Genomic DNA, 24557 nt, shown 5'->3' with positions numbered 1-24557 from the left:
GTTGCTGATGAAGTTAGAAAACTAGCAGAAAGAACTCAAAAATCTCTTGGTGAGATAGAAGCAAATACAAATGTCCTAGCTCAATCAATAAATGAGATGAGTGAATCAATCAAAGAGCAAAGTGAAGGCATCAATATGATAAATCAATCAGTTGCTCAAATAGATCACCTAACAAAAGAAAATGTTGTAATTGCAAACCAAGCAAACGAAGTAACATCAGAAGTAGATGAGATGGCTAAAGCCATAGTTGAAGAGGTTAGGAAGAAGAGGTTTTAATCAAACAACACAAGCAACTACAATTAAATACAAAGCATAGCTCTCTAAATTATTAGAGGGCTATGTAAATTTAGACTAGATATTAAATTTAACACACAAGAAACTTCAAACAAATTTTAAGATCAACACTCAAGAATTATCTATTAAATTTTAAAATTCCATGAGTGAGTAAGATTTTAAAATTTGTAAAAAAGCTTTATTGAATTTATAAATTTCTTTTTATCCAAAAGGGAGACAAGGGGACCCGAGTTACGCTCTGCTTGCAGTTGCAAGCTAGTGAAGCAAAAGAGCTCCCTTCCCCCTTAACAATCCTCTAAACCTCTCGCACGTTAGAAGTGGCATGCCTCAGTGCTTTGCGCTGCATGCGAATTAAAACTCTAGCAAGTTTAAATTTAGGATATGGTGTGTTTGCTCATAAATTTTAAAATTTTAGAGATATTTATTATTTGATATATAAATTATATGTATTTTTATATGTAAAATTTTACAAAATTTCAAGTCTTGCGCTGATGTCAGCAACACCTTTTGAATACATTGCAGAAGTGACTATCGCGTCGGCAGCCGCAAATTCTTTTGCATTTGATAAATTTACGCCGCCAGCTGCTAGGATCATAGTATTTGGCGAAATTTCATCTCTTAAAGCTAGAACGTTTTTTATAAGCTCTGGGCTAAATTTATCACACTGCACGACGTCACATTTTGCCTTTAAAAGTTTGCTTGCTTCGTCTAAATTTTCAGCCTCGACGCAGATCTTTCGCTCGACCATTTTTGCTTTAAATTCTGACAAATGCGAGATAAATTCATTAAAACTAGAGTAGGCTTTTATGTGGTTTTTAAAGAAAAGAACGCTGTCGCTAAGTCCAAGTCTGTGCATACCGCCTCCGCCTTCAAGCACGGCTTTTACGCAAAATTTCTTTGCAAATGGGAAGCTCTTTCTGGTTGCTAAGACTTCGCATTTTTCATTGACACTTTTTGCAGCTTTTGACATTTTGTTTGTGTAGGTTGCGATGGCGCTAGCATACTCTAGCGCGACTTGAGCTAGTTTCCAAGCCTTATGCACATCTTCGTAGCTACCATAAATTTTTATGATCACATCGCCAGCCTTGCAAATTTGAGAGTTTTTGACAAAAATTTCGCTCTCGCAGCCAAGTAGCCTTGCTATGCTTGCTGCTACATCTACGCAGCTAACGCAAATTTCATCACGCGAGTAAATTTCAAGTGAGGCTTTTTTATCGATATCTTGAAGCGACGTTGTGAGGTCAAAGTAGGGTAGATCCTCATTTATGTAGTCTAAAATTTCAGCGTCGCTTAGTCTCATTTTATGCCTTTTTTGAAGCGGTTTTTGCTTTTACGATCATCTTTTTAAAGATGCCGTTGTCGTAAAGTCCAGCGTGGTAAAGCGCAAAGCATGTAAATGCGATGCCAGAAGCTACGTGGAATTTTTTAACAGATCTATTTTTCATAAAAAGTGCGCTTAGGCAAACAGATGCCAAAGTGACGCTCATGCCGACCTTTGCTACTTGTCTATGGGTGTTTAGATCTAGTAGTTTGCCGCTTATCTTTATATCTTTTTCCAAATTTTCTCCTTTAGTTTTTGCCCCAGCAGCTTGTATTTTTGATGCCTAGACTCTCTGGGTCAAATTCTGGATTTTTACCAGCTTTTCTTTGTGCTTCGTAGTCTTTTATCGCTATTATCACCACTTTTGATAGTAAGAAAATGGCGATGATATTTATCGTAGCCATAGCCGCCATCGTGATATCAGCGATATTCCAAGCTAGTTTTAAGTTCATCTGAGCGCCTATAAATATCATAATCACTGCTGTGATCTTAAATGCTAGAGTTAAATTTTTGCTTTTTGTTAGAAATTTCATATTTGCCTGTGCGTAGTAGTAGTTGCCGATGAGCGATGTGATGGCAAATAGCACTACTGCAAGGGTCGTAAAGTGTAGTCCAAAGTCACCAAAATACTCTTTCATCGCTGCTTGAACAAGAGGTAGGGCGGTTAGTACTTCGCCACTTACACCAGTTTGTTTTGTAAGATATGCTTGAGAAAAAAGCACGATCATACCAGAGGCGACGCATATCGTCATATCGATAAAGACAGCCATTGCTTGCACTAGCCCTTGTTTGACTGGGTGGCTTGTGTGTGCCGCAGCCGCTGCATTTGGCGCTGAGCCCATGCCAGCCTCGTTTGAGAAAAGTCCTCTTTTTATGCCTATTACGATCACACTTCCAGCAAATCCACCAAAGATCGCTTTAAAATCAAAGGCGCTTTCTATGATCATCTTGATGACGGCTGGAATTTCTTTGAAATTTAAAACGATCGCGATGATAGCTAGCAAGATGTAAGTAAGCGCCATGAAAGGCACGATATATGAGCTAACTTTGCCGATGATGTGGCTCTTGCTAAAAAACATCACAGCCGTAAATGCTGTAAGGATAAGTCCGATGCCAATAGGCAAGCCACTTTGCGCAAAGGTGATGTTGCTGCCTGCTTTGTCGTAGTAAATTTCAAAAGCAGAGGTCATGGTGTAGCTTTGAAGTCCGTTAAAACCATAAGCATAGGTGATGATAAGAATGATAGCAAACAAAGAGCCAAGCCACTTTATGCCAAGCCCGTTTTTGATGTAATAAGCCGGTCCGCCTTTAAAGCCAAAGACATCTTTGGTTTTATAAATTTGAGCCAAAGTGCTCTCGATAAAGGCTGAAGCTGAGCCTAAAAACGCCATCAAACACATCCAAAAAAGTGCCCCAGGGCCACCTGCGACGATGGCAGCTGAAATTCCGGCGATGTTGCCGATGCCAACGCGCGAAGCAGTCGAGATCATCAGCGCTTGAAACGGCGTTAGATGGTGCTTGTTATACTTATCCTTTTTTTCTACCAGAACTCTGCAAGCTTCAAAGAACATCCTAAACTGCACAAAACGGGTAAGGTAGCTAAAGTAAATTCCTGAAGCTACAAGGATGATAACCAAAAAATATCCATATAAAAAGTCGTTGGCTACATCCATTTTGCCGTTTAAAAAGTTTAAGAAATTCTCAAACACCATCTATCCTTTCAAATTTATTTTGACTTGATCTTCACGCCCTTCATTGAGTTGAGCAGAAGCCAGATCGTCGTGCCATTGTGAAGCATAGCAGTTGCTATTGGATTTAGCATGCCAAGCGTTGCGGCACTTAGTATGGCTGTATTTACGCCAACGGTTGAGCGGAAATTTGAGCTAATTAACTTCATAGTTTTATTAGCAAGCTCTTTTGCAAGCGCTACACTCATGATGTCATCTTTTAAAAGGCTTATATCAGCTGTTGCTTTAGCAATATCAGCACCTTTGTGCATGCTGATGCCAACATTTGCTTTTGTTAAGCTTGGTGCGTCATTTATGCCATCACCTACAAAAGCGACCTTTTTGCCCTCACTCTTTAGCTCTTCGATGATCGCTGCTTTGTCCGTTGGTAAGCACTCAGCATAGACCCTATCAAGCCCTAGCTCGCGCGCTACCTCTTCAGCTTTGCTCTTTATGTCGCCACTTAGCATAACTATCTCTTTTACGCCAAGATTTCGTAGTTTTGCTACCATATCTTTAGCGTTTGATCTCATATCATCTTTCATAGCGATCACACCAACAAGCTCTTTGTCGTATCCTACATAAAGCAGGGTTAAACCGCTTTGTAAAGCCTTATTTATAAGTGCTTCGTGAGCTTTAAAGCTTATCATCTCATCATCTTCTAAGAAGTGCCTACTGCCGATGACCACCTCTTTGCCGTGCATCGCAGTTTTTACGCCGTGAGCTACGATAAATTCAACCTCGTCGTGGTGGATATGACTAAATCCACGCTTGTTTGCAGCCTCAACTATCGCCTCAGCCACAGGGTGGAAGTAGTGCTCCTCGGCACTTGCGGTTAAATTTAAGATATCAGCCTCTGAAAAGCCATCTTTAAAAGAGTAAATTTCAACCACGCTTAGGCGTCCGTGAGTTAGAGTGCCGGTTTTGTCAAAGACAAAGGTATCAACTGAGCTTAGAGCCTCGATCGCCTTTGCGCCTTTTATAAGGATGCCATTTCTGCCAGCCTTTGAGATGCTTGACTTAAACGCAACTGGCGTAGCAAGCTTAAGTGCGCAAGAGTAGTCAGCTTGAAGCACGCTAGCAACGCTGTTCATATTTTTGTTTATAACATACGAAAGCCCAGCAAGAGAGAGTGTGACTGGCACTAGTTTATCAGCTAGTTTTAGAGCTTTTACGCCGATGGCTGATTTTTCATTAAGTGAAGTTTGGATGTACTCTTTGATCCTTGCGGTTGCGGTGTCGCTACCTACGTTTTCAGCCCAAATTTTGATCCTGCCCTCATCGACAACAGTGCCGCTTATAACGCGGTCACCTCTAGCTTTTGCCACTGGTTCTGCTTCTCCAGTCATTGAGACTTGATTGACATCAGCATTGCCCTCGACGATGTAGCCATCAACGCCTATCGTCTCTCCAGCTCCGACGACTACGATGTCGCCTTTTTTTAAATTTTCGGTTTTTACCTTTTCAAGCGTCTTTTCACCGTTTAAATTTCGCTCGACCCAGACCTCTTCGATGTTTGGTTTGGCTAGCTCTTTGATGAGATCATCACTTCTGTGACTAGCACTTTCTTCCATGTATTCGCCGATGTTTATCATCAAATTTGTGCTATTTGCAGCTAAATGATCGCCCATCGCAAGGCTAGTGCCAATAGCAGTTGCTTCAAGCACTTTTGATGTGATGCCCTCATGCCTTAGCTCTTTTGCACCTTCTATTAAATTTGGAGCTGTGGCGTAAAGAGTTACGGCTGATTTTAGAGTTTTGTTGCTCATAAATGGTGTTACACCAAGTGCAGCAGCAGCTTTGTAGATATTTGCTTTGCTAGGCAGGCTCTCATCTTTTGGCTTGGTTGGAAAATCATAGCTTTTTATAAAATCTAAAATTTTCTCATAGCTCTTATCAAACTCGACAACGATGCTTTTTGCGTATTTATTTACACGCACGCTTTTTGCATCGGTTCGCTCTGAGATCGCAGCCTCGATGGCGCTGACATCACTTCTAGCGTTTAGGCTCTCGCAAATAAACCTCGCTCTATTTTTACTCTTGTGAGCTAGAGTGACCTTATTTTTGTGAGTCAAGTTCAGCTTTGACATCTTCAAAACGCTCTTTTAGTTCTTCTATGCCAGCGTTTATTAGCTCGCCACCTTTGATGATCGCTTTAAATACGCACTCTTGTGCTTTTGGATTAGTTAGCACATAAGCTGCTATGCCGCCTAAAAGTAGGCCTTTTACAAAGCCAGCTGCGTTAAAATTTTCAGGTACAAATGGTAAATTTTGAGCTGCATTGTTTATCGCATTATCAACCGCACTTGGCTGAGTTGCTACTGCGTCATTTGCTGCTACTTCGTTTGCGTTTTCTTCATTGATATAAGGGTTATTCATTATTTACTCTCCAATTTTATTAGTTCTTCAGCTATCAAAAGACCGCCGATGCCAACTGCAGTAAAAGCTGCTGCGTTTAGATATTTTTTTTGTGCTATCAAATTTGAAGCGTGAATGCCAACAGCACCTACAAAACCGCCAGTTACGGCGTATTTTGCTATCTTTTTAGCGACATCTTTTTTAGTTGCTCTGTTATTTAGATAGTCGCTAAAGCCAAGCGCAGCCGCACCCATACCAGCGATCAAGGCTCCACTGATGAAGTGATCAAATGGAAGTCTTGTGTTTGAAAGTGTAAAAAGACTATTTTCTTGCATTCTCTATCCTTAAGCTATATCGTTTGGTGTGATAGCTTTTGGAGCTGCTGGCTTTTTAGCACGTGGTTTTCTTGTTTTTTTAACCACTTTCTCAGCCTCTTTTTCTACTTTTTTAACGCCACGTTTTGCTTTTTTCTCTTCTTTAACCATGAAGTCTTTTGCGTCTTTTGCGACGTTTTTGCCTTTTTTATAAAGATCTTTTGCAGCCTCTTTGCCTTTATCTAAGCCGTCTTTGGCACACTCTTTGATCTTATCTCTTTTACTCCAAGCAACTACTGCTAAACCGCCTACTGCTAAACCTGCTAAAAATGGTAATGCCATTTTAAATCCTTTCTTTGTTTGATTTTGTAAATTATTCATCTTCTTCATCCTTATTTAAATTTTTGCTAACTACTGAAATGCCTAATGCCCCAAGCGCAAGCCCGCTAAAAAACGAGAAATTTGGGTTGTTTGTGATCTTTGCCAACTCGCTTTTATCAGCCTTGCCACTTGCGATATTTTGCAAGCTTTTAGTTATCTCATTAAAGTCATTTTGATAGCTTTCTAAAATATTTGTTATGCCATTTTGCTCAAAATTTTGCGAAATTTCATTTAAATTTAGCTCATTTTTTGCCTCACATCCGCTATAAATTTCTTTTAAGCAGTGTTTTAAAGAGGCGATATATTCGTTATTTGAAGTAGCCCAAAGTCTAAAAAATAGATCTTTTAGCTCCTCGTCATCTAAGCTTTCACAAAATTTTTCATACATTTTGTTTAGCTCATTTTCATAGTTTAGTGCCTCTATCAGCGCATCTTCTTTGTTTTTTGCTGGCAAAAAGATAGCTTCATTTTCGCAAACAAGCTCATATTCATGCGCACTTGCAAATTTCTCTATCAAGACGATAGCATTTTTTCTCACACTTGCGATTTGATCAAATACTTCGCCAAATGAAGCTAGGCTTTCATATAGCCTAAGTGCGTTTTTTTCGCTCGTATAAGAGGCGTTTAAAAACTCATTAAGCATATTTTACTTCTCTTGCTACTTCATTTACTTTAGCTGAAATTTCTTCTAAATTTTGACCTTTTAAGAGATCCTCCCAGAGATTTTTAGGGAAAATTTCATGATCATATTCGATCGTTACAGAGCCGATTATCTTGTTAAATTTAACATTTTTTATACCATTTATCTGAGCTATCATGTCATCTAAACTGGCTAAATTTACGCTACTACTTAGCTCTTTGATCTTTGGGCTAACCCTAACTCTTAGTCTGCCATTTGTGTGAGCTATCATCGAAAAATAGCTTGCAACTTGTGCTAAAGTTTGTGTTTTTATATCCATTTGTTTCCTTTTATTTTCCTTTTATATTGATGGCGTATTATCTATTATGTAGCTTAAACAAATCTGAAATTTTTTTGTCTTTCATTATCAAAAAGTAAAATGAAATGATAAATTTAAATCCCATTTTTTGCTTGGCAATCACTGCAAATTCCATAAAGTATCATCTTGTGAGACTCTGCGCTAAATGATCTTTGGCTACAAATTTGATCTTGTCTTTGCTCTATCATCTCATCTTCAAAATCAACCACTTTGCCACAAATTTCACATATCAAGTGATCGTGAGAGGATTTTAAATTTAGCTCGTAATTTTTAACACCATTTTGCTCAAAACTATTTGCCAAATGGTGCTCTTCAAGAAAATTTAAAAAGGTATATATCGAAGTCATTGAAATTTCATTTTTGTAAGTTTCATAAATTTTTTGGCAAATTTCTTGAGCATTTAGATGCGACTTGCTAGCAAAAAGCACACGCAAAATTTGCTCTTTTATCTCAGAGCCTTTTTGACCAAAAGCTTTTAAAAACTCGTTAAAATGCTTGTAAAATAGTTCAAAGTCTTCCACAAAATCCCTATCAAATTGATAATGAAAGTAAAGATTTTACAACTTTACTACTAAAAAATGCATAAAATTTCTTACGAATTTAAAGTAAAGTATTTTATAAGCTTCTTTTGGTATAGTTTCGCATTTTTTAAATCAGAATTAAGGAACGAAATGACTTACGACGAGCTAGAATTAGACGCCGTTTTGTTAGAGGTTTTGGAAAATAGAGGCAGCTTTGACTCGATGGATGACGAAGAGCTTTACGAGCTTATCGAGCAAGTCGCGCAATACACTGACGGCGACTACGAAGAGGCGTTTGAATATATGACTCAATTTTCTCCGATCCCTAAAAAACGCTTTGTATCACTATTTATGGTTTAGCAAAAGGCTAAGCCATAATCTTGCTAAATTTATAAATTAAATTTCTAAAATCTTTAAAATGTAAAAAAGAGCTTGACTCTTTTAAAAGAGCCAAGATGTGAGGTTTTTATAAGAAGTATTTTGAGATTATCTCTTTAAATTTGATTGTATATTTGCTAGCTTTTGGGCTATTGTTGTAGATATCTTCAAATTCATACATTCTATCGTAGTAGTCGTTTGTATCTTGCGCGTTTATCTTAAGTCTTGCCACGTCTAAGCTAACGCCAACAAAAGCTCCACTTGTCTTGCCACGCTCCTCGACAAATGCTGAAATTTCAGGCAAATCACTAGCTATCGCCACTTCGTTACCAACGCCACCAGTTGCTTCTGCTTTTAGGCTGATCGTATCTTTTGCGTTAAACAAGCTTGCGTAGGCTTCAGAGTTTTTAAACAAGATGATCATATCTGCCGAGCTATATCCTAGCTGAAGTCCGATGCTACCAGATGTGTAATTTACAAAAAACGGGCTTGACCACTCGCCATCGTCGTTTTTAGCGATAAATACGCCTTTGCCCTTTGAGCCAGTGATGATAGCACCAGCTTTTGTCACATCTGGGATGATGGCGATGGCTTTGATATCTGTAAATTTGGTATTTGGTTTTAAATTTCTAGTGCCAAAAGCGTTTAAAATGTTTATCGCGTTTTTTAATTTTTGATTTTGGATCACGTCAGCGTTTAAATTTAACGCAAAAAATGAGCCGATCAAAAAGAGCAAAGTTAGAATTTTTTTCATCAAATTTCCTTATTTAAAATTTTTGTTATTATAGCCTAAAATAAACTATTATTTAAAAATTTATTAATGAAATTTTATGAGATTTCATTATAAAATGCCCATTTTTAAGGAAAAAATATGAGCTTAATACTTTTTGTAGAATACGTCGGTATCGCATCAGCTGCGCTTAGTGGCTTTTTGTTTGCAGTAAAGAGGGAGTGTGACTGGCTTGGCGTCTTTTTATCCGCATTTTTGACCGCACTTGGAGGCGGTATCATGCGTGATATGCTAGTTGGCAGGGCGGTTTATTCATTCACTCACTACATGCCAGTAAGCGTCGTCATCTTTATGCTTGTCGTATCTAGGATCACAAATTTACATATAAAAAGAGATGGTTTGGAGAAGAAATTTGTCTTTATCTTTGCCGACGCGATCGACGTTATCTGCTTTTCTATCGTTGGAGCGATGGTTGCCATCGAGTATAGTTACAACATCTTTGGCGTCATGATGATCGCCTTTTTTAACGGTGTTGGTGGCGGTATCTTAAGAGATATCTTGCTAAATGAAGTCCCGTGGTTTTTGCGCACAGGACTTTACGGCACGATAAGCCTTGGTGTGGGCCTTGCCTACTTTATCCTCTATCATCTGGGCCTTACCAACATATTTTTTACCATGCTCTTGCTTGCTGCTGGTATAACGGTCAGGATGTTCGCATTTTATCGAGGCTGGAAGCTGCCTGATCTATGAAATTTAGCGAGTTTTTTGATATATGGGTCAATGAAAACTACTATAAATTTGGTGTGGATATCGGCAAAAAGGGCGACTTTTACACAAATGTAAGCGTTGGCTACCTCTTTGGCGCCTGCCTTGCAAATTACTTTTTAAAGCTACGCAAAAATGGCGAAATTTCTAGCTCTTGCAAGGTCGTGGAGATCGGCGCAAACTCAGGCGATATGCTGGCTGATTTTGCACAAGGTGTCTTTACCCTTGAGCCAGAAATTTTGCCAAATTTAGAGTTTATCATCATAGAACCTCATGAAATTTTACGCAAAAAACAGCTTGAAACCTTTAAAAATCGCTTTGGTGATGAGATAAAAATAAAACACTATGAAAATTTGGATGAATGCTCGTTTGATGAAATTTTTGTCATCTCAAATGAATTGCTTGACGCATTTAGCTGCGAGGTGATAGACGGGGAAAATATGCTTTTTGCGGATAGTGATCTAAAATTTCACTGGCAAAAAGCAGATCAAAATTTACTAGCCCTTGCAAAGAAATTTGGCATAAAAAAGGGCGAGATATCAACTAACTACGCTAAATTTGCACTCCAGCTTGCAAATGCGGCAAAAAAGGTGAGATTTTTAAGCTTTGACTACGGAGAATTTGAGCCAAAAAATGAATTTAGCCTAAGAGTTTTTAAGGATCATCAAGTTTTTTCATTGTTTGAAATTTCAAACCTCGAGCCATATTTTAAAAACTCAGATCTAACTTATAGCCTTTGCTTTAAGCAGGTCAAGGCCGCTTTTTTCGAGGCTGGCTTTTTGATGCTTAAATTTAAAAAACAAAATGATGCCTTAGTTTGCGACTTTGGTGTGGATGAAATTTTATCTTTGGTGCTTGAAAAAGGCAGCAAGCAAGCCTATGAAAACGCCATAAAGCAGGCGAAATTTCTACTCTCACCCGAGTTTTTAGGCGAGAAGTTTAAATTTATAGAGTTTTTAAAGAGCTAGTCTGGCGATATCAGCGTAATCCGCCTCGCATGCCTTTAAAAGGTCGTTTGGAGCTATCTTTATCTGCTTGCCTCTTACTCCAGCGCTTACTAGCACGTACTCTTGTTCTTTTGCTCGCTCGTCGATGAAGGTCGCAAAGTGCTTTTTCATAGCAAGTGGCGAGCAGCCGCCTCTAATATAGCCAGTGATCTTCTCTAGGTCTTTTAAATTTATAAGCTCGCAGCGTTTGGCTCCGCATGCATGAGCAAGTGCTTTTAGATCAAGCTCCAGATCGCCTTGCAGGCAAGCAACGACAAAATTTTTAGGCTCACACTGGCAGACGATCGTCTTATAAATTTGCTTTATGTCTTGCTTGGTGCTAGCTGCTACGTGAACGGCTGAAAGATCGTTTAGATCGACTTCGTATTCAAGTATCTCATACTCTATTTTTAGCTTGTCTAAAAGCCTAGCGGCGTTGGTTTTATGTATCATCTTTTCTCATTTTTGTGAATTTTTTGTATAATTATAGCCAAAACTTAAAGGAGGAAAGATGGCTGAAGAAGTTGAAGAGAAAAAAGCAAAAAAAGGTGGCAATGGCGCTTTGATGATAATCATCATCGCGATATTTGTTTTATTGCTAGTTATCGGAGGGCTAGTGGCGTTTTTAATGCTTAGTTCTGACGAGCCAAAAGAGGCAAATATGGCGCAAACACCAGCTCAGACTCAAACTCAACCAGCACCCGCTCAAAATAAAGCAAAACGCGGTGGCAACGACTATTCGAACATGGGACCGATATATCCGCTTGATCAGTTTGTCGTAAATTTACTTAGTGAAAATGGCTCGAGATTTCTTAAAACTAAGATTGATTTAGAGCAAAGCGACGAGCTACTAACTGCCGAGCTTGATAAGAAAAAGGCACTTTTAAGAGATATCATCATAAGAACGCTCTCTTCTAAAACTTACGAAGAAGTAAGCACTGCAAAGGGCAAAGATAGGCTAAAAGACGAGATCGTCGGTAAGCTAAATGAAGTGCTAAATGATGGCTACATCAAAAACATATTTTTTACTGATTTCGTGGTGCAATGATAGGCATCGATATCGTTAAGATAGATAGAATTTCAAGACTTAAGGCTCGTCACGGCGAGCTTTTTTTAAAAAGATTTTTAAGTGATAGCGAGATCGCGCTAGCAAAAAATGATGCGACTTTGGCTGGATTTTGGGCGGCCAAAGAAGCAGCTAGCAAAGCCCTTGGTGTGGGCATTAGCAAAGAGTGTGGCTTTTTAGACATTGTGCTAAGTAAAGATGCAAGAAACGCACCAAAGATAAAATTTAGCCCAAGAATTTATACAAGCTTTAATATCAAAGAAGCAAGCCTTAGTATAACTCACGACGGCGGATTTGCCGTAGCTGCAGTGATGATCGTGTGAAATTTATCTGTTTTAAAATTTTAAAGCATAATGTAGATAAAAAATGATTTAAATTTCGTATGCTTGAGCTACTAAATATAAATTTGAAAGTTAATGGAGGAGCTTAAGTGATAGTAAGATGCATAAAAGTCGATGACGAACAGTGGGGTTTTAGGCTTTACAAAAAATATATAGTTTATGCTTTACGCTTTGAAGAGACAAAGCTTAGCTTTCTTATTTATGATACCAATAGATGGTATCCATTTTTTTATGACTCTAAATATTTTGAAATTATAGATAACCTTGTGCCAAGTTCTTGGAGACTCTCAGAAGATAGCCGTGCAACTATCGTTGCATACGAAGAAATGGCGTCTAGCTTTGATAGTTATTATTTTGATTTAGTAGATATAAAACCCTCTGTTATAGAAAATTTTATGCAAAGAAAAAGAGAGATTGATAAAGAAGTTGTGCAAAACAGACTTAAAAATGGCATAGAATTAAAGTTAAAGGCTATAAATGACTTTCAAACGCTAGGCAAGATATCTGACTTTAAACTAAATTTTGAACATCAGCTAGTTAAAATAAACATAAATATTGACAATAAAACAAGATATGAGTATTTAAAAAATAGCGGTCAAAGCTGGTGTTATATGAAGCTAGATGACGGCAAATTTGAAGCGATGACAAGCGTTGATAGGCTAAATTTTGTACTTAAAAGAGTTATTCAATTTGTAGAGACGACATAATTTAAAGGATAAATTTGAAAGTAAGACTAAAAACAACCGTTGATATTTCATCGCTTGAGCTTCGCGAGCTAAGTGCATTTGATGCGCTTAAAAAAGATACTATTTATGATGTCTTGCTGATGGAGATGTATGAAGGGAAGGTAAAATTTATCATTGTGTATGACAAGGATGATTTTGATGGCATTTGCGGATTTAGTGCTGAGCTTTTTGATATTATTGATAGCAGTATCCCAAATAGATGGAATATTGTTAGGATAAACGATGTCTTAAGTATTGCCCCAAGAAATATTAATTATGAAAATTTTTGGTCGGATTTACAAGAAATCTTTGAAGATGATCTAAATTTTAGAGAAAAAGATAAGAGATACTATTTTGCATTCAGAAATTATCTGATTGAGTTTGCTGGTTTTATTGATTTTAAAATTTATAAAAGAGAATTTAGAAAAATCTTTAACGACTATCAAGATCCAAGTATCAAAGCTATCGGAGTAGATACGCAAGAAGATAGCTATGTGGTTTGTCCGCATTGTTATAATGCAGAGCAAGTAAGCGCAGAACTAGGTGTTATAAAGTGCGAAAAATGCCACCAAGAATATAACAACCCACTTGCTAAAATTTGTCCAAGTGGGATATCGATGCTTGATGAGTAAATTTAAATATTTTTGTAAAAGCCTATATACCCCAAAATTCTATCAGCTCGTCTGCGAGTGATAGAGTTTCTTTACCAAAATATTTCTCAATTTTCTTATATTGCTCTTTGTTTGAAACATTTTGTATCGTCTCAATAAAGCCAGTCAAAAATGCTGCGCCAACGTAGTTATCGTTCTTAATATTTTTTTCAACTAAGTCAAAAATTTCTAGCTTATCTTGCTCGCTTAATTCATCAAAAATATGAACTGTAACATTTGCAAAATTTTCCAATAAAACAAGTAATCCTGGGGTATCTGGAATAAAATTTAAAAGTTCAGATTGATAAATTTCAAAATATCTAATGTCTTTTGATATAAAAATATATAAAAAATCCGCATATACAAAAATGTCTTTTTGAGCTAGCATGGCTTTGCCTTATTTTTTGTATTCTCACCAAAATACTTCTCAATTTTCTTATATTGCTCTTTGTTTGAAACATTTTGTATCGTCTCAATAAAGCCAGTCAAAAATGCTGCGCCAACGTAGTTATCGTTCTTAATATTTTTTTCAACTAAGTCAAAAATTTCTAGCTTATCTTGCTCGCTTAGTTGGTCAAAATTTTCCACCAAAATAACTGCAAAATCGACAAGCAATAGCTCTAAGCTAGGATAAAGTGGTAAATTTCGCATGAGCTCTTTTTGATATTCGCTAAAAAATCTTTTATCTTTTGACACAAAAGTATAAACTATCTCTTTGTGACTTTGTAGATCATTGTTATTTTGTGCAAAAAGCATACTGAAACTATCTCTACATCCACTCAAGCACTTGCGTGATATCTTTGGCGTAAAAGCACTTTAGACCTTGAGTGTCAAGCGGTTTGTTTGGGATGATCGCATTTTTAAATTTCTGCGTTTTTGCCTCTTTTAAGCGCTGATCGAGGTTAAAAATTTCTCTTATCTCACCGTTTAGGCTTAGCTCGCCGATGAAGACGCTATCCTTGCTGATAGGGCGGTTTTTGAAGCTGCTGATTATCGCTGCGATGACGGCTAGATCGGCCGCAGTCTCACTTATCTTAACGCCACCTGAAACGTTTATAAAGACGTCGTAGTGCCCAAGTGGAATTTCAAGCTTTCGCTCAAGTAGGGCTAGCAGCATATCTAGGCGGTTTCTCTCAAAGCCAGTCGAGCTTCGTTTTGGATAGGCACTTTCGCAAACAAGCGCCTGAATTTCGATACTAAGCGCCCTTGAGCCCTCCATTATGATGGTGATCGCGCTGCCACTCATCGCCCCGCCACGCGTGAAAAATTTGTTTGAGACCTCATTTGCGCTCACCAGTCCGTGCTGGCTCATCTCAAATATGCCAACCTCGCTCGTCGAGCCAAAGCGGTTTTTAAACCCACGCAAAATTCTCAGCTCTCTGCTCGCGTCACCCTCGAAATAAAGCACCACATCGACCATATGTTCAAGCACTCTAGGCCCTGCGATCGAGCCCTCTTTGGTTATGTGCCCGATGATGAAAACACAGATATTTTGGCTCTTTGCAAGCCTCATCAGCTCAAACGTGATCTCGCGAACCTGCGTGATCGAGCCTGGAGCAGAGGTTATGTTTTGGCTATAAAGCGTTTGAATGGAGTCAATGACTAGTACCTTATAGTCGCTCTTTTGCACTTCTAGCAGGATATCTTCTAGGCAAATTTCAGTTAGCAGGTATAAATTTTTATCCACCGCATTTAGCCTATCAGCTCTCATTTTTATCTGGCTTTGGCTCTCTTCGCCGCTTACATAGAGCGTTTTTTTGCCGTCTTTTGCTAAATTTGAGCCGATTTTTAGAAGCAAGGTTGATTTGCCAATTCCCGGACTGCCGCCTATAAGCACAAGCGAGCCCTCGACCACGCCACCACCAAGAACAAGGTCTAGCTCGCTATCTTTGGTGCTAAATCTCGTGAAATTTTGAATTTCAACTTCGTCTATGCTTATGGCTTTACTGGGTGTGCCACTGCTTTTTGCTATCTCTTTACTTATCTTTATCTCTTGCTGGCTAAGCTCGACAAAGCTATCCCAAGCCCCACATTGTGGGCATTTGCCCAGCCACTTTGCCTGTTGATTACCGCAGGCTTGACACTCAAAAACTGGCTTTGCTTTTGCCATAATATATCCTTTTTAAACTTTCAACTACTATCACTCCAAAGGCCGCTCCGATCATGTCAGCTACGATGTCAAGCAGGCTAAAGCTCCTGTTTGGTAAAAATGCCTGAACGAGCTCTATTTGCACGCCAAAGGCTAAAAGTAGGGCTAAATTTTTTAAAATTTTAAACTCATAGCCAAGGTAGAGCAGTATATAAAGGACGAAAAAGGCTAAGAAGTGGTTTGCTTTGTCCCACGAATTTTCGATGATCGCGGGACTTTTTGGAGTAAATGCAAGAATATCAATCGCCAAAAGAGCAGCAAAAAAGCAAATTTTACTAAGAAATTTTACCCTACTCAAAAATGGCGTCCATCAGCTCGTCTAAAAACTCGTCTGGATTAAATTTGATGATATCGTCCATGCTCTCGCCAACGCCTATATAAAATATAGGTAACTCAAGCTCCCTTGCCACGCCAAATAGCGCTCCGCCCTTTGCAGTGCCGTCAAGCTTTGTGATGATGACGCCATCAAGCGAGACGATCTCGTTAAATGCCTTTGCCTGCGCGACGCCAGCGTTGCCCTGCGTGCCATCAAGGATGAGGATCTTGCGGTGAGGCGCCTTTTCGTAGGCCTTTTTGCTGATACGAACGATCTTATCAAGCTCGTTTGCTAAATTTGTCTGGTTTTGAAGCCTGCCAGCCGTGTCTAAGATGACGCGGTCGATGCCTTTTGCAAGGGCCGAGCTGATCGTATCGTAGGCAACAGCTGAAGGATCATGCCCTTGCTGGGTGGCGACTATTGGTACATTTAGTCTGATCGACCATTGGCGTAGCTGCTCGATCGCTCCAGCTCTAAATGTATCACAAGCGCCTAAAATGACGCTTTTGCCGTTATTTTTATATAAATTTGCTAGCTTTGCGATGGTTGTCGTCTTGCCAGCGCCATTTACGCCAAGGATGAGATCGACAAATGGCTTGTCAGGCTCGATCACACGCTCCTTTTCGTAGATAAAATAGCTACTCATAACGCGTCTTAGATCAGCTCTGCTCACTTCATCTTGTGGCGGCAAGTAGTATAAAATCTCCTCTACGATCTCGTAAGCCACGTCAGCTTCTAGTAAAATTTCCTCCAAGCTCTCTTTGTCGATCTTTTTTGACTTTTTAGCCGAGCTTATCGCTCCAAAGGTCTTTTCAAAGCCTCTTTTTAAAAACTCAAGCATTATTTTATGGCCCTATTTATGTCAGTTTCGAGCATCTCTTCAGGCACAAGACCGATGTAGCCTTGAGCGTAGTCGCCATTTGCTTTAAAAAGTGCAGATGCTGGGAGTCCTTTGATGCCGCCCATCGCCTTTTCAAATAAGAAATTTCCCTCGCCAACTGCGATGTCGTATTTGATCTTATATTTTTGAGCAAATTCTTTAACCTCGTCCTCGCTCTTGTCTTCAAGCAAGACAGCAACGATGTTTAGCTCGTTTTTAAATTTCTCACTTAGGTTGTTTAAAGATGGGATCTCAGCCTTGCAAGGTGGGCACCAAGTAGCGAAAAATACGTAAAGTGTCGCTTTTTTGCCATCTTTTACGTCAAAGCCGTTGCTTCTTTTTGTGATCTGCATAGTTGTGCCGTTAAGTAGTTTTAGGCTTATATCTTTTACTTCGTCGCTTTGTGTGCTCTCGCTTATCTTTGGTGTGAGCGTATCTTTGCTTAAATTTTCATCTTTGCTGGCATTTTCTTCTAAAATTTTACTTTGCACAGCTGGCTCGCTACTGTTTTGCTCGCTCTTTTGGCTTTTGTCGTCGCCGCATCCGAAAAATGCAAAAAGACAAAGTGATGTTATAATTGCATGTTTTAGTGTCATAAATTTCCTTTTGAAAAATGTTTCAGGATTATACAAGAAAGAGCATAAAATGAGTGTTAATTTAGAAAAAAACGAATTTAGAAAAAATGCAAGAGCAAATTTGATAAAGCTCACTAAATTTAGAGCAAAATGCACGCATTATAAGGCGGTAAAAACGCTTTTAAATTTGATAAATTACACAAATTCTAAAAAGGTGCTCTTTTACCTGCCACTTAACTACGAAGTCGATGTGCTTAAAATAAGACGAAATTTATCACATAAATGTGAAATTTTTGCCCCTTTTATGGTAGGTCTTAGCTTAGAGATGGTAAGATTGCGACTGCCATTTCTAACTTATAAATTTAATGTCAGACAGCCATCTGGCAAAAAAATGAATAATGTTAAACTCGATATGGCGGTAGTTCCAGCTATTGGGGTTGATGGAGCTATGGCAAGGATAGGGCACGGAAAAGGATTTTACGATAGATTTTTTGACACTTTGCCCATTAGGCCAAAACTGATAGTTTTCTTAGAGGTAAAAGACTTCTACACCAAAGATGTGCTCTCGCAGGCGCACGATGCGGTAGCAGACTTTTATATAACCCCAAGCAAAAATTATATAAAAAGAGGAATAAATGATAGAGGTTTTAATAGGCTTAGGAGCCGGTGTGGTGGGCGTTGGAGCAGGGTATCTCTACGCCAAAAAGATAAATGATGCAAACTACAATATATTTTTAGAGCAGGCAAAAGCAAAGGCAAAAGCTATCGAGTATGAAGCTGAGCTAACACTTAAAAACTCTAAAATTTCAGTCCAAGAGGCTGAATTTGAGGCTAAAAAAAGATACGATGACAAGACGACAAAGCTTCAAAAAGAGTATGCAAGTAAATTTGATGAGCTGACCAAAAAAGAGAAAATTTTGCTGAATGAGCAAGAACTTTTAAATGAGAGCAAAGAGCTTTTTGAAAAAGATAAGCAAGATGCGAAGGTCACTTACGAAGAGGGTTTAAATTTAAAAGCAACTTATCAAAACAAAGTAGAAGAGGCGATAAGAGTGCTTGAGCACGCTGCTGGCTTAACGGAAGAAGAGGCAAAAGAGGTCGTGCTTAAAAAGGTCGAAGAGAAGTCACGTGCAGACATCGCTCACATCGTTAGAAAATACGAAGAAGAGGCAAAAAGAGAGGCTAAAAAGAGAGTTAATTACATCTTGGCGCAGGCTACGTCAAGATTTGCTGGAGAATTTGCGGCTGAGCGTCTGATAAATGTCGTAAATATCAAAAATGATGAGCTAAAAGGTAGGATCATCGGCAAAGAGGGACGTAATATCAAAACCCTTGAAATGGTGCTTGGCGTTGATATCATCATCGATGATACCCCACATGCTATCATCTTAAGCAGCTTTAATCTTTACAGACGTGCGATCGCAACAAGAGTGATCGAGCTTTTGGTGGAGGATGGCAGAATTCAGCCAGCGAGGATAGAGGATCTTCACAAAAAAGTAACTGAAGAATTTGAGCAAAGCATACAAGAAGAGGGCGAGAACATCGTCATGGATCTTGGTCTAAATAAAATTCATCCAGAGATAGTAAAACTAATAGGCAAGCTTAAATTTAGAGCAAGCTACGGTCAAAATGCCCTTGCTCACAGCCTCGAAGTGGCTCACCTTGCTGGCATCATCGCAGCTGAGTGTGGCGGAGATGAGAAGCTAGCAAAAAGAGCTGGCATACTTCATGACATCGGCAAAGCGCTAACTCACGAGTACGAGGGTAGCCACGTAGATCTTGGAGCTGAAATTTGCAAACGCTATAAAGAGCATCCAGTCGTCATCAATGCGATCTATGCTCACCACGGACACGAAGAGGCTACAAGTATAGAAAGTGCTGCTGTTTGTGCAGCTGACGCACTAAGCGCAGCTCGTCCAGGAGCAAGACGTGAGGTGCTTGAGAGCTTCCTCAAACGTGTCGAAGAGATCGAAAACATCGCAAAAAGCAAAGAGGGCATCAAACAAGCTTATGCGATCAATGCTGGCCGTGAGATCCGCGTCATAGCAAATGCTAAACTTATAAATGACGATGAGGCAGTGCTTGTGGCAAAAGAGATAGCTCAAGAGATCGAGAGCAAGGTGCAGTATCCTGGTGAGATAAAAGTAAGTGTCATCAGAGAGACTCGCGCTGTTGATTTTGCGAAATAACGGCAAGATATGAAATTTCTTTTATCATTAATAATGTTTTTCTCGCTTGGCTTTGCTAGCGAGGAGCTTGTGCTAGACTCGGCAAATTCGTTTATAACGACGATGAGAGGCGCTAGAAACGCTCCTATAAAAGAGCTCATCGAGCAGTCAAAAGCGACGATCATCTTTCCAAGTGTAAAAAAAGTCGGTTTTGTGGTCGGTGGCATGGGCGGAGATGGCATCATGGTTGTTGGCAATATCAACTCGCCAAGTGAAATTTTGCCAGTTAGTATAAGTGGCGGCAGTATCGGCATACAGCTTGGCTATGAAGATAGCTCGCTTGTGCTATTTATATTTAAAGATAGTATTATCTACGACATAAAAGACGCCAAGATCACGCTTGATACGAAGCTTTCAGTGGCATTTGGCGATATCGGACGCAATTATAATAAAGTAAGCGATTTTAAATTTTCAAGCGACATCTACGCGTATGCTGCAAATGATGGATTTTTCGCAGGAGCAAGCTTTGGCGGAGCAGTGATAAGCGCAAAGGATGAAATTTTAAAACAAAGTGGCTACGCATACGAGCAGCTAATATCTTCTGCTTCTAAACTTTTGGGGCAATGATGCAAGATATTATAAACTCAATTTCAACTTACGGCTACATCGTGTTATTTTTTTACAGCCTTGGTGGTGGCATGGTCGCGCTTATCGCCGCTGGGATATTAAGCTTTGCTGGTAAGATGGACATCACTCTTAGTATAATCGTCGCTGCCGTGGCAAATACGATCGGCGATACTTTGATCTTTTACGTCGCAAGGTTTAATAAAAGCTCGCTTATGCCTTACGTAAAAAATCACAAAAGAAAGCTTGCTTACGCTGGAATTTTGGCAAAAAAGCATGGCGATAAGATAGTATTTATCAAGAAATTTATCTACGGCGTCAAAACTTTGGTGCCTATCGCACTTGGACTTACAAAATACTCTTTTTATAAATTTAGCGTTATAAATTTGATCTCTTCAGTGCTTTGGGCAGTGATCGTCGGTCTTGCTAGCTATAAAGCAGGGGATTATTTTATGAGTGTGAGCAATTATCTTGGCGAGCATGGCTATATCATGCCACTTACCATGGTTGGCTTATTATTATGCATCTGGTTATTTTTACAACACATTACAAAAAGGAGAAAAGCATGAAAAAGGTGATATCTGCTCTAATCGTAGTTATCGTGATCGTCGCAGGCGCTGTTTATTTTGCCTCAAACAAGGTCGAGGAGAACTATCAAAGGATAGTTGATAGACTAAATGATGTAAATGGCTTTAAGGTTTCAGAAAACAGCTATCAAAAAGGCTTTTTTGGCTCAAAAGGATCGTTTGATCTTATAGTCTCAAAGGATCTTTTGAAAAATTTAGTCGGCAAAGATGTAGATGAGGATCTAAATTTTAAGGTAGAAAATGAAATTTCTCACTCAGTGCTTGCATTTGTGAATGGCTTTGATATCGACTCAAAAATTGCTATACAAAATGAAGCGATAAAAAATATCGTAGCTTCATTTCTTGGATCAAACGTCGTCGCAACGGCTAAAACAAAGGCTAGCGTGAGTGGCGATAAAGATGTAAAAGTTAAATTTAGCGATATCGACTTTAGTGACAAGCAAACTATGAATGTTCATACAAAGGATGTGAAATTTGGCTTGAAACTAGACGCAAAAGATAATGTAAATAGCGCAAACTTGGGTCTTGAGAAAGTTTCATTAAAAGACCTTAATGAAGAAAATAAAGCAGAAGTTAATCTTGAAGGCGTCGATATAGATACAAGCTACACTGTGCCAGTTGAAATTTCAAAGATATTTGAGAGCAAACTAGCTCCTTACGTAGCAAAGGCTAAGATTAAAAAACTAGCATTATTAGATGAAAAAGATGGTAATGTTGCTTTAGATGATCTTGAGTATAGCTCGAAATTTGAAGTTTCAAATGATCTTGGTAGCTCAAATGACGTGGTGAAGATAGGTGTAGTTGCTGTCAATAAAGTGAAATTTACAGACTTTATCCTAGATAGCAAGATAGCAAATATCAACGTGCCAACTATAAATAATATACTTGATAGACTAAGTAATGTAAATGTTGATACAAATGAGAGCATCTTTGCTGGGTTAAATTTGGACGAAGTAATGGGTCAAATTTTAGAGAAAAATCCAAGTGTGAAAGTGGATACATTAAGCTTTAAAAATGGCGATAATGTGATAAATTTAAAACTAGATGCTGCTATCAATGGCTTTAAAGGCGGAGAAAGTCAGCTTGCGATCTTTGATAAGCTATCACTTAATGGTGAGCTAAGTGTGGATGAGACTTTGGCTAAATTTTTTGATACGCTCTTCCCTGAGATGACTCTTATCGAGCCAACACTTATATCTGCTGGATATTTAAAAGAAGATGGCAAAAAAGTAGTAAGTAAATTTAAGTACGATCCAAATAAAAAAGATATCATTTTTAACGAAAAGGTCGGACTTCAAAATTTATTTATGGGCTTTTAAAAAATTAGCCTGATTTTTATCTACTTTTAAGCATCACTTCTATATACTTCACTTTCTGTTTTGCAGAACGCAGAGCAGAAAGTTCTTTTAACTTACAATTGTTAAACTATTAGTCAATCTTTGAAATCTAAACAAGTGATCGATTGAGCCAGTCTATTATGATTAAATAATAGATTAGACAAACTAATATATAAAACTAAAAGTTTTTTTGATTAAAAACTTCATAATAAAAATCCTATCTATTAGAAGATAGGTAATTAATATGGAGAGTTTGATCCTGGCTCAGAGTGAACGCTGGCGGCGTGCCTAATACATGCAAGTCGAACGGACGAGTAAGAGCTTGCTCTTATGAGTTAGTGGCGCACGGGTGAGTAATGTATAGCTAATCTGCCCTACACTAGAGGACAACAGTTGGAAACGACTGCTAATACTCTATACTCCTGTCTTACATAAGTTAGATAGGGAAAGTTTTTCGGTGTAGGATGAGGCTATATTGTATCAGCTAGTTGGTGAGGTAATGGCTCACCAAGGCTATGACGCATAACTGGTCTGAGAGGATGATCAGTCACACTGGAACTGAGACACGGTCCAGACTCCTACGGGAGGCAGCAGTAGGGAATATTGCTCAATGGGGGAAACCCTGAAGCAGCAACGCCGCGTGGAGGATGACACTTTTCGGAGCGTAAACTCCTTTTGTTAGGGAAGAACAATGACGGTACCTAACGAATAAGCACCGGCTAACTCCGTGCCAGCAGCCGCGGTAATACGGAGGGTGCAAGCGTTACTCGGAATCACTGGGCGTAAAGGACGCGTAGGCGGATTATCAAGTCTCTTGTGAAATCCTATGGCTTAACCATAGAACTGCTTGGGAAACTGATAATCTAGAGTGAGGGAGAGGCAGATGGAATTGGTGGTGTAGGGGTAAAATCCGTAGAGATCACCAGGAATACCCATTGCGAAGGCGATCTGCTGGAACTCAACTGACGCTAATGCGTGAAAGCGTGGGGAGCAAACAGGATTAGATACCCTGGTAGTCCACGCCCTAAACGATGTATACTAGTTGTTGCTAAGCTAGTCTTGGCAGTAATGCACCTAACGGATTAAGTATACCGCCTGGGGAGTACGGTCGCAAGATTAAAACTCAAAGGAATAGACGGGGACCCGCACAAGCGGTGGAGCATGTGGTTTAATTCGAAGATACGCGAAGAACCTTACCCGGACTTGATATCTAACAAATCATCTAGAGATAGAAGAGTGTCTGCTTGCAGAAATGTTAAGACAGGTGCTGCACGGCTGTCGTCAGCTCGTGTCGTGAGATGTTGGGTTAAGTCCCGCAACGAGCGCAACCCACGTCATTAGTTGCTAACAGTTCGGCTGAGCACTCTAATGAGACTGCCTTCGTAAGGAGGAGGAAGGTGTGGACGACGTCAAGTCATCATGGCCCTTATGTCCGGGGCGACACACGTGCTACAATGGCATATACAATGAGAAGCAATATCGCGAGATGGAGCAAATCTATAAAATATGTCCCAGTTCGGATTGGAGTCTGCAACTCGACTCCATGAAGCCGGAATCGCTAGTAATCGTAGATCAGCCATGCTACGGTGAATACGTTCCCGGGTCTTGTACTCACCGCCCGTCACACCATGGGAGTTGATTTCACTCGAAGCCGGAATACTAAATTAGTTACCGTCCACAGTGGAATCAGCGACTGGGGTGAAGTCGTAACAAGGTAACCGTAGGAGAACCTGCGGTTGGATCACCTCCTTTCTAGAGTACATATAGATATTCTCTCACAAGATATCTATAAGAAAGATATTCTCAATCATCCTTGTTTAGTTTTGAAAGATTGATAGACCTATAGGGGCCTATAGCTCAGCTGGTTAGAGTGCACCCCTGATAAGGGTGAGGTCACAAGTTCAAGTCTTGTTAGGCCCACCAGAGAATTTAATTGGGGAATTAGCTCAGCTGGGAGAGCGCCTGCTTTGCACGCAGGAGGTCAGCGGTTCGATCCCGCTATTCTCCACCATGAAATAGTTTAACACTAAAAGTCTATATTAAGTGTTTTTAGAAACATTTACTTTAGACTTTTAAGCGTCTTAATCTTTATTGATTACGAAGTTGCCTAAAGCAACTTTGTGCTTTAGGGGTTTCCAAAGGGTGTAACTCTTTGGTCGTAAAGGCTAGCTTGCTAGTCTGCGAAGTCTAAATGTTCTTTTAATTAATATTGTTAATAGTCACAAGCAAGTTTTAAAAACAATTTTACAGGACTTGTTAAAGATTTAAATTTCTATTCTCTTTGCATTTAATGCAAAAGTTTGACATCACAATCTATTTAGGATTTAAAACTTATCTAAATAGTAGTCAATGCTTTCCGTCTTGTG

At 39.2% G+C, this 24557-nt stretch carries 30 protein-coding genes, 2 tRNA genes, 1 rRNA gene and 1 pseudogene; 16 read left to right on the top strand and 18 right to left on the bottom strand.

Going from position 1 to position 24557, the window contains the following annotated elements:
* Positions 1–276 (top strand): annotated as a pseudogene (locus F3G91_RS01855) (methyl-accepting chemotaxis protein); the annotation flags it as partial.
* A 484-nt stretch (positions 277–760) separates the two neighbouring features.
* Here F3G91_RS01855 and modD read toward each other — a convergent pair.
* The 10 genes from modD to F3G91_RS01805 all read right to left on the bottom strand — a co-directional run bounded on the left by modD (position 761) and on the right by F3G91_RS01805 (position 7914).
* Positions 761–1594 carry a ModD protein gene (gene modD, locus F3G91_RS01850; RefSeq protein ID WP_149700509.1) on the bottom strand — a complete coding sequence of 278 codons (834 nt, stop codon included), beginning with the start codon at positions 1592–1594 and terminating at the stop codon, positions 761–763.
* Position 1595: 1 nt separating this feature from the next.
* Positions 1596–1853 (bottom strand): helicase, encoded by a 258-nt coding sequence (locus F3G91_RS01845; RefSeq protein ID WP_103574292.1) that lies wholly within the window; start codon positions 1851–1853, stop codon positions 1596–1598.
* Between the two features lie 10 nt (positions 1854–1863).
* Entirely contained in the window at positions 1864–3327 is a 1464-nt protein-coding gene (locus F3G91_RS01840; protein ID WP_103565764.1) for an alanine/glycine:cation symporter family protein, read from the bottom strand.
* 14 nt (positions 3328–3341) lie between these two features.
* On the bottom strand, positions 3342–5432 hold the full coding sequence (locus F3G91_RS01835; protein ID WP_411160721.1) for a heavy metal translocating P-type ATPase: 2091 nt from the start codon (positions 5430–5432) through the stop codon (positions 3342–3344).
* A complete protein-coding gene (locus F3G91_RS01830) occupies positions 5401–5721 on the bottom strand; it encodes a YtxH domain-containing protein (RefSeq protein ID WP_188116785.1) in 321 nt (106 codons plus the stop codon). Before F3G91_RS01830 ends, F3G91_RS01835 begins: the two co-directional genes overlap by 32 nt.
* Positions 5721–6035 (bottom strand): magnetosome protein MamC family protein, encoded by a 315-nt coding sequence (locus F3G91_RS01825; protein WP_149700508.1) that lies wholly within the window; start codon positions 6033–6035, stop codon positions 5721–5723. Before F3G91_RS01825 ends, F3G91_RS01830 begins: the two co-directional genes overlap by 1 nt.
* A 9-nt stretch (positions 6036–6044) precedes the next feature.
* Positions 6045–6356, bottom strand: a complete 312-nt coding sequence (locus F3G91_RS01820; protein WP_035142523.1) for a hypothetical protein — start codon at positions 6354–6356, stop codon at positions 6045–6047.
* Between the two features lie 31 nt (positions 6357–6387).
* Complete coding sequence (locus F3G91_RS01815; protein WP_149700507.1) at positions 6388–7038, bottom strand: ferritin family protein; 651 nt, start codon at positions 7036–7038, stop codon at positions 6388–6390.
* Positions 7031–7354, bottom strand: a complete 324-nt coding sequence (locus tag F3G91_RS01810) for an HMA2 domain-containing protein (RefSeq protein ID WP_002942231.1) — start codon at positions 7352–7354, stop codon at positions 7031–7033. Before F3G91_RS01810 ends, F3G91_RS01815 begins: the two co-directional genes overlap by 8 nt.
* Before the next feature lie 113 nt (positions 7355–7467).
* A complete protein-coding gene (locus F3G91_RS01805) occupies positions 7468–7914 on the bottom strand; it encodes a Fur family transcriptional regulator (RefSeq protein ID WP_087582204.1) in 447 nt (148 codons plus the stop codon).
* Positions 7915–8064: 150 nt separating this feature from the next.
* Between F3G91_RS01805 and F3G91_RS01800 the strand changes: the two genes are divergently transcribed.
* On the top strand, positions 8065–8274 hold the full coding sequence (locus tag F3G91_RS01800) for a hypothetical protein (RefSeq protein ID WP_002942234.1): 210 nt from the start codon (positions 8065–8067) through the stop codon (positions 8272–8274).
* Between the two features lie 106 nt (positions 8275–8380).
* Here the strand turns inward: F3G91_RS01800 and F3G91_RS01795 are convergent, their stop codons facing one another.
* Positions 8381–9046: a lipid-binding SYLF domain-containing protein gene (locus F3G91_RS01795; protein WP_149700505.1), complete on the bottom strand. Its 666-nt coding sequence runs from the start codon at positions 9044–9046 to the stop codon at positions 8381–8383.
* A gap of 117 nt (positions 9047–9163) precedes the next feature.
* On the opposite strand from F3G91_RS01795, the gene F3G91_RS01790 reads away from it, so the two are divergent.
* Positions 9164–9772: a trimeric intracellular cation channel family protein gene (locus F3G91_RS01790; protein WP_103598679.1), complete on the top strand. Its 609-nt coding sequence runs from the start codon at positions 9164–9166 to the stop codon at positions 9770–9772.
* On the top strand, positions 9769–10755 hold the full coding sequence (locus tag F3G91_RS01785) for an SAM-dependent methyltransferase (protein WP_149700504.1): 987 nt from the start codon (positions 9769–9771) through the stop codon (positions 10753–10755). The genes F3G91_RS01790 and F3G91_RS01785 overlap by 4 nt, the downstream gene beginning before the upstream one ends.
* Here the strand turns inward: F3G91_RS01785 and ybaK are convergent.
* Positions 10744–11226 (bottom strand): Cys-tRNA(Pro) deacylase, encoded by a 483-nt coding sequence (gene ybaK / locus F3G91_RS01780; RefSeq protein WP_021090136.1) that lies wholly within the window; start codon positions 11224–11226, stop codon positions 10744–10746. The two genes, F3G91_RS01785 and ybaK, sit on opposite strands and share 12 nt — an antisense overlap.
* Before the next feature lie 58 nt (positions 11227–11284).
* On the opposite strand from ybaK, the gene fliL reads away from it, so the two are divergent.
* The 4 genes from fliL (at position 11285) to F3G91_RS01760 (ending at position 13537) form a co-directional block, all read left to right on the top strand.
* Positions 11285–11821: a flagellar basal body-associated protein FliL gene (fliL, locus tag F3G91_RS01775; protein ID WP_002942267.1), complete on the top strand. Its 537-nt coding sequence runs from the start codon at positions 11285–11287 to the stop codon at positions 11819–11821.
* Positions 11818–12162, top strand: a complete 345-nt coding sequence (gene acpS / locus F3G91_RS01770) for a holo-ACP synthase (RefSeq protein ID WP_087582301.1) — start codon at positions 11818–11820, stop codon at positions 12160–12162. Before fliL ends, acpS begins: the two co-directional genes overlap by 4 nt.
* Before the next feature lie 107 nt (positions 12163–12269).
* A complete protein-coding gene (locus tag F3G91_RS01765; RefSeq protein WP_103569920.1) occupies positions 12270–12887 on the top strand; it encodes a hypothetical protein in 618 nt (205 codons plus the stop codon).
* A 14-nt stretch (positions 12888–12901) separates the two neighbouring features.
* Positions 12902–13537, top strand: a complete 636-nt coding sequence (locus tag F3G91_RS01760) for a 2-hydroxyglutaryl-CoA dehydratase (RefSeq protein WP_103569919.1) — start codon at positions 12902–12904, stop codon at positions 13535–13537.
* Positions 13538–13559: 22 nt separating this feature from the next.
* Here the strand turns inward: F3G91_RS01760 and F3G91_RS01755 are convergent, their stop codons facing one another.
* Genes F3G91_RS01755 through F3G91_RS01730 form a run of 6 tightly spaced genes read right to left on the bottom strand, consistent with a single transcriptional unit; the run spans position 13560 to position 17496 of the window.
* Entirely contained in the window at positions 13560–13943 is a 384-nt protein-coding gene (locus F3G91_RS01755; protein ID WP_149700503.1) for a DUF7674 family protein, read from the bottom strand.
* Positions 13937–14311, bottom strand: coding sequence for a DUF7674 family protein (locus F3G91_RS01750; RefSeq protein WP_149700502.1), 375 nt, complete (start codon positions 14309–14311; stop codon positions 13937–13939). Before F3G91_RS01750 ends, F3G91_RS01755 begins: the two co-directional genes overlap by 7 nt.
* A 13-nt stretch (positions 14312–14324) precedes the next feature.
* Entirely contained in the window at positions 14325–15665 is a 1341-nt protein-coding gene (gene radA, locus F3G91_RS01745) for a DNA repair protein RadA (RefSeq protein ID WP_103650519.1), read from the bottom strand.
* Positions 15640–16002, bottom strand: a complete 363-nt coding sequence (locus F3G91_RS01740) for a VanZ family protein (protein ID WP_107805030.1) — start codon at positions 16000–16002, stop codon at positions 15640–15642. The genes radA and F3G91_RS01740 overlap by 26 nt, the downstream gene beginning before the upstream one ends.
* Complete coding sequence (ftsY, locus tag F3G91_RS01735) at positions 15995–16861, bottom strand: signal recognition particle-docking protein FtsY (protein ID WP_021085234.1); 867 nt, start codon at positions 16859–16861, stop codon at positions 15995–15997. The genes F3G91_RS01740 and ftsY overlap by 8 nt, the downstream gene beginning before the upstream one ends.
* Complete coding sequence (locus F3G91_RS01730; RefSeq protein ID WP_103650517.1) at positions 16861–17496, bottom strand: TlpA family protein disulfide reductase; 636 nt, start codon at positions 17494–17496, stop codon at positions 16861–16863. Before F3G91_RS01730 ends, ftsY begins: the two co-directional genes overlap by 1 nt.
* 49 nt (positions 17497–17545) lie before the next feature.
* Between F3G91_RS01730 and F3G91_RS01725 the strand changes: the two genes are divergently transcribed.
* From F3G91_RS01725 to F3G91_RS01690, 8 genes are all read left to right on the top strand, one after another.
* Positions 17546–18190: a 5-formyltetrahydrofolate cyclo-ligase gene (locus tag F3G91_RS01725; protein ID WP_103650516.1), complete on the top strand. Its 645-nt coding sequence runs from the start codon at positions 17546–17548 to the stop codon at positions 18188–18190.
* On the top strand, positions 18111–19664 hold the full coding sequence (rny, locus tag F3G91_RS01720) for a ribonuclease Y (protein ID WP_034901872.1): 1554 nt from the start codon (positions 18111–18113) through the stop codon (positions 19662–19664). Before F3G91_RS01725 ends, rny begins: the two co-directional genes overlap by 80 nt.
* Positions 19665–19673: 9 nt before the next feature.
* Positions 19674–20270, top strand: a complete 597-nt coding sequence (locus F3G91_RS01715) for a lipid-binding SYLF domain-containing protein (RefSeq protein WP_021085236.1) — start codon at positions 19674–19676, stop codon at positions 20268–20270.
* Positions 20270–20836, top strand: coding sequence for a DedA family protein (locus tag F3G91_RS01710; protein ID WP_188116784.1), 567 nt, complete (start codon positions 20270–20272; stop codon positions 20834–20836). Before F3G91_RS01715 ends, F3G91_RS01710 begins: the two co-directional genes overlap by 1 nt.
* Positions 20833–22173, top strand: a complete 1341-nt coding sequence (locus F3G91_RS01705; protein ID WP_149700500.1) for a DUF945 family protein — start codon at positions 20833–20835, stop codon at positions 22171–22173. The genes F3G91_RS01710 and F3G91_RS01705 overlap by 4 nt, the downstream gene beginning before the upstream one ends.
* A gap of 259 nt (positions 22174–22432) precedes the next feature.
* Positions 22433–23943, top strand: a 16S ribosomal RNA gene (locus F3G91_RS01700).
* Between the two features lie 94 nt (positions 23944–24037).
* Positions 24038–24114, top strand: a tRNA-Ile gene (locus tag F3G91_RS01695).
* A gap of 12 nt (positions 24115–24126) precedes the next feature.
* Positions 24127–24202 (top strand) — tRNA-Ala (locus F3G91_RS01690).
* The last annotated feature ends 355 nt before the right edge of the window (positions 24203–24557 follow it).

It is taken from the genome of Campylobacter concisus (assembly GCF_902460715.1).
GTDB classification, from domain to species: Bacteria; Campylobacterota; Campylobacteria; order Campylobacterales; family Campylobacteraceae; genus Campylobacter_A; species Campylobacter_A concisus_AK.
This window is presented reverse-complemented; position numbering and strand designations above follow the sequence as displayed.

Coding starts and splice junctions, on each gene's coding strand:
- F3G91_RS01835 (WP_411160721.1), bottom strand. CDS start 5,432: ATGTCAAAGCTGAACTTGACTCACAAAAATAAGGTCACTCTAGCTCAC.
- F3G91_RS01840 (WP_103565764.1), bottom strand. CDS start 3,327: ATGGTGTTTGAGAATTTCTTAAACTTTTTAAACGGCAAAATGGATGTA.
- F3G91_RS01815 (WP_149700507.1), bottom strand. CDS start 7,038: ATGCTTAATGAGTTTTTAAACGCCTCTTATACGAGCGAAAAAAACGCA.
- F3G91_RS01785 (WP_149700504.1), top strand. CDS start 9,769: ATGAAATTTAGCGAGTTTTTTGATATATGGGTCAATGAAAACTACTAT.
- F3G91_RS01710 (WP_188116784.1), top strand. CDS start 20,270: ATGCAAGATATTATAAACTCAATTTCAACTTACGGCTACATCGTGTTA.
- F3G91_RS01730 (WP_103650517.1), bottom strand. CDS start 17,496: ATGACACTAAAACATGCAATTATAACATCACTTTGTCTTTTTGCATTT.
- ybaK (WP_021090136.1), bottom strand. CDS start 11,226: ATGATACATAAAACCAACGCCGCTAGGCTTTTAGACAAGCTAAAAATA.
- F3G91_RS01820 (WP_035142523.1), bottom strand. CDS start 6,356: ATGGCATTACCATTTTTAGCAGGTTTAGCAGTAGGCGGTTTAGCAGTA.
- F3G91_RS01810 (WP_002942231.1), bottom strand. CDS start 7,354: ATGGATATAAAAACACAAACTTTAGCACAAGTTGCAAGCTATTTTTCG.
- F3G91_RS01825 (WP_149700508.1), bottom strand. CDS start 6,035: ATGCAAGAAAATAGTCTTTTTACACTTTCAAACACAAGACTTCCATTT.
- F3G91_RS01705 (WP_149700500.1), top strand. CDS start 20,833: ATGAAAAAGGTGATATCTGCTCTAATCGTAGTTATCGTGATCGTCGCA.
- acpS (WP_087582301.1), top strand. CDS start 11,818: ATGATAGGCATCGATATCGTTAAGATAGATAGAATTTCAAGACTTAAG.
- modD (WP_149700509.1), bottom strand. CDS start 1,594: ATGAGACTAAGCGACGCTGAAATTTTAGACTACATAAATGAGGATCTA.
- F3G91_RS01715 (WP_021085236.1), top strand. CDS start 19,674: ATGAAATTTCTTTTATCATTAATAATGTTTTTCTCGCTTGGCTTTGCT.
- F3G91_RS01725 (WP_103650516.1), top strand. CDS start 17,546: ATGAGTGTTAATTTAGAAAAAAACGAATTTAGAAAAAATGCAAGAGCA.
- F3G91_RS01755 (WP_149700503.1), bottom strand. CDS start 13,943: ATGCTAGCTCAAAAAGACATTTTTGTATATGCGGATTTTTTATATATT.
- F3G91_RS01790 (WP_103598679.1), top strand. CDS start 9,164: ATGAGCTTAATACTTTTTGTAGAATACGTCGGTATCGCATCAGCTGCG.
- rny (WP_034901872.1), top strand. CDS start 18,111: ATGATAGAGGTTTTAATAGGCTTAGGAGCCGGTGTGGTGGGCGTTGGA.
- fliL (WP_002942267.1), top strand. CDS start 11,285: ATGGCTGAAGAAGTTGAAGAGAAAAAAGCAAAAAAAGGTGGCAATGGC.
- F3G91_RS01750 (WP_149700502.1), bottom strand. CDS start 14,311: ATGCTTTTTGCACAAAATAACAATGATCTACAAAGTCACAAAGAGATA.
- F3G91_RS01795 (WP_149700505.1), bottom strand. CDS start 9,046: ATGAAAAAAATTCTAACTTTGCTCTTTTTGATCGGCTCATTTTTTGCG.
- radA (WP_103650519.1), bottom strand. CDS start 15,665: ATGGCAAAAGCAAAGCCAGTTTTTGAGTGTCAAGCCTGCGGTAATCAA.
- F3G91_RS01830 (WP_188116785.1), bottom strand. CDS start 5,721: ATGAATAACCCTTATATCAATGAAGAAAACGCAAACGAAGTAGCAGCA.
- ftsY (WP_021085234.1), bottom strand. CDS start 16,861: ATGCTTGAGTTTTTAAAAAGAGGCTTTGAAAAGACCTTTGGAGCGATA.
- F3G91_RS01800 (WP_002942234.1), top strand. CDS start 8,065: ATGACTTACGACGAGCTAGAATTAGACGCCGTTTTGTTAGAGGTTTTG.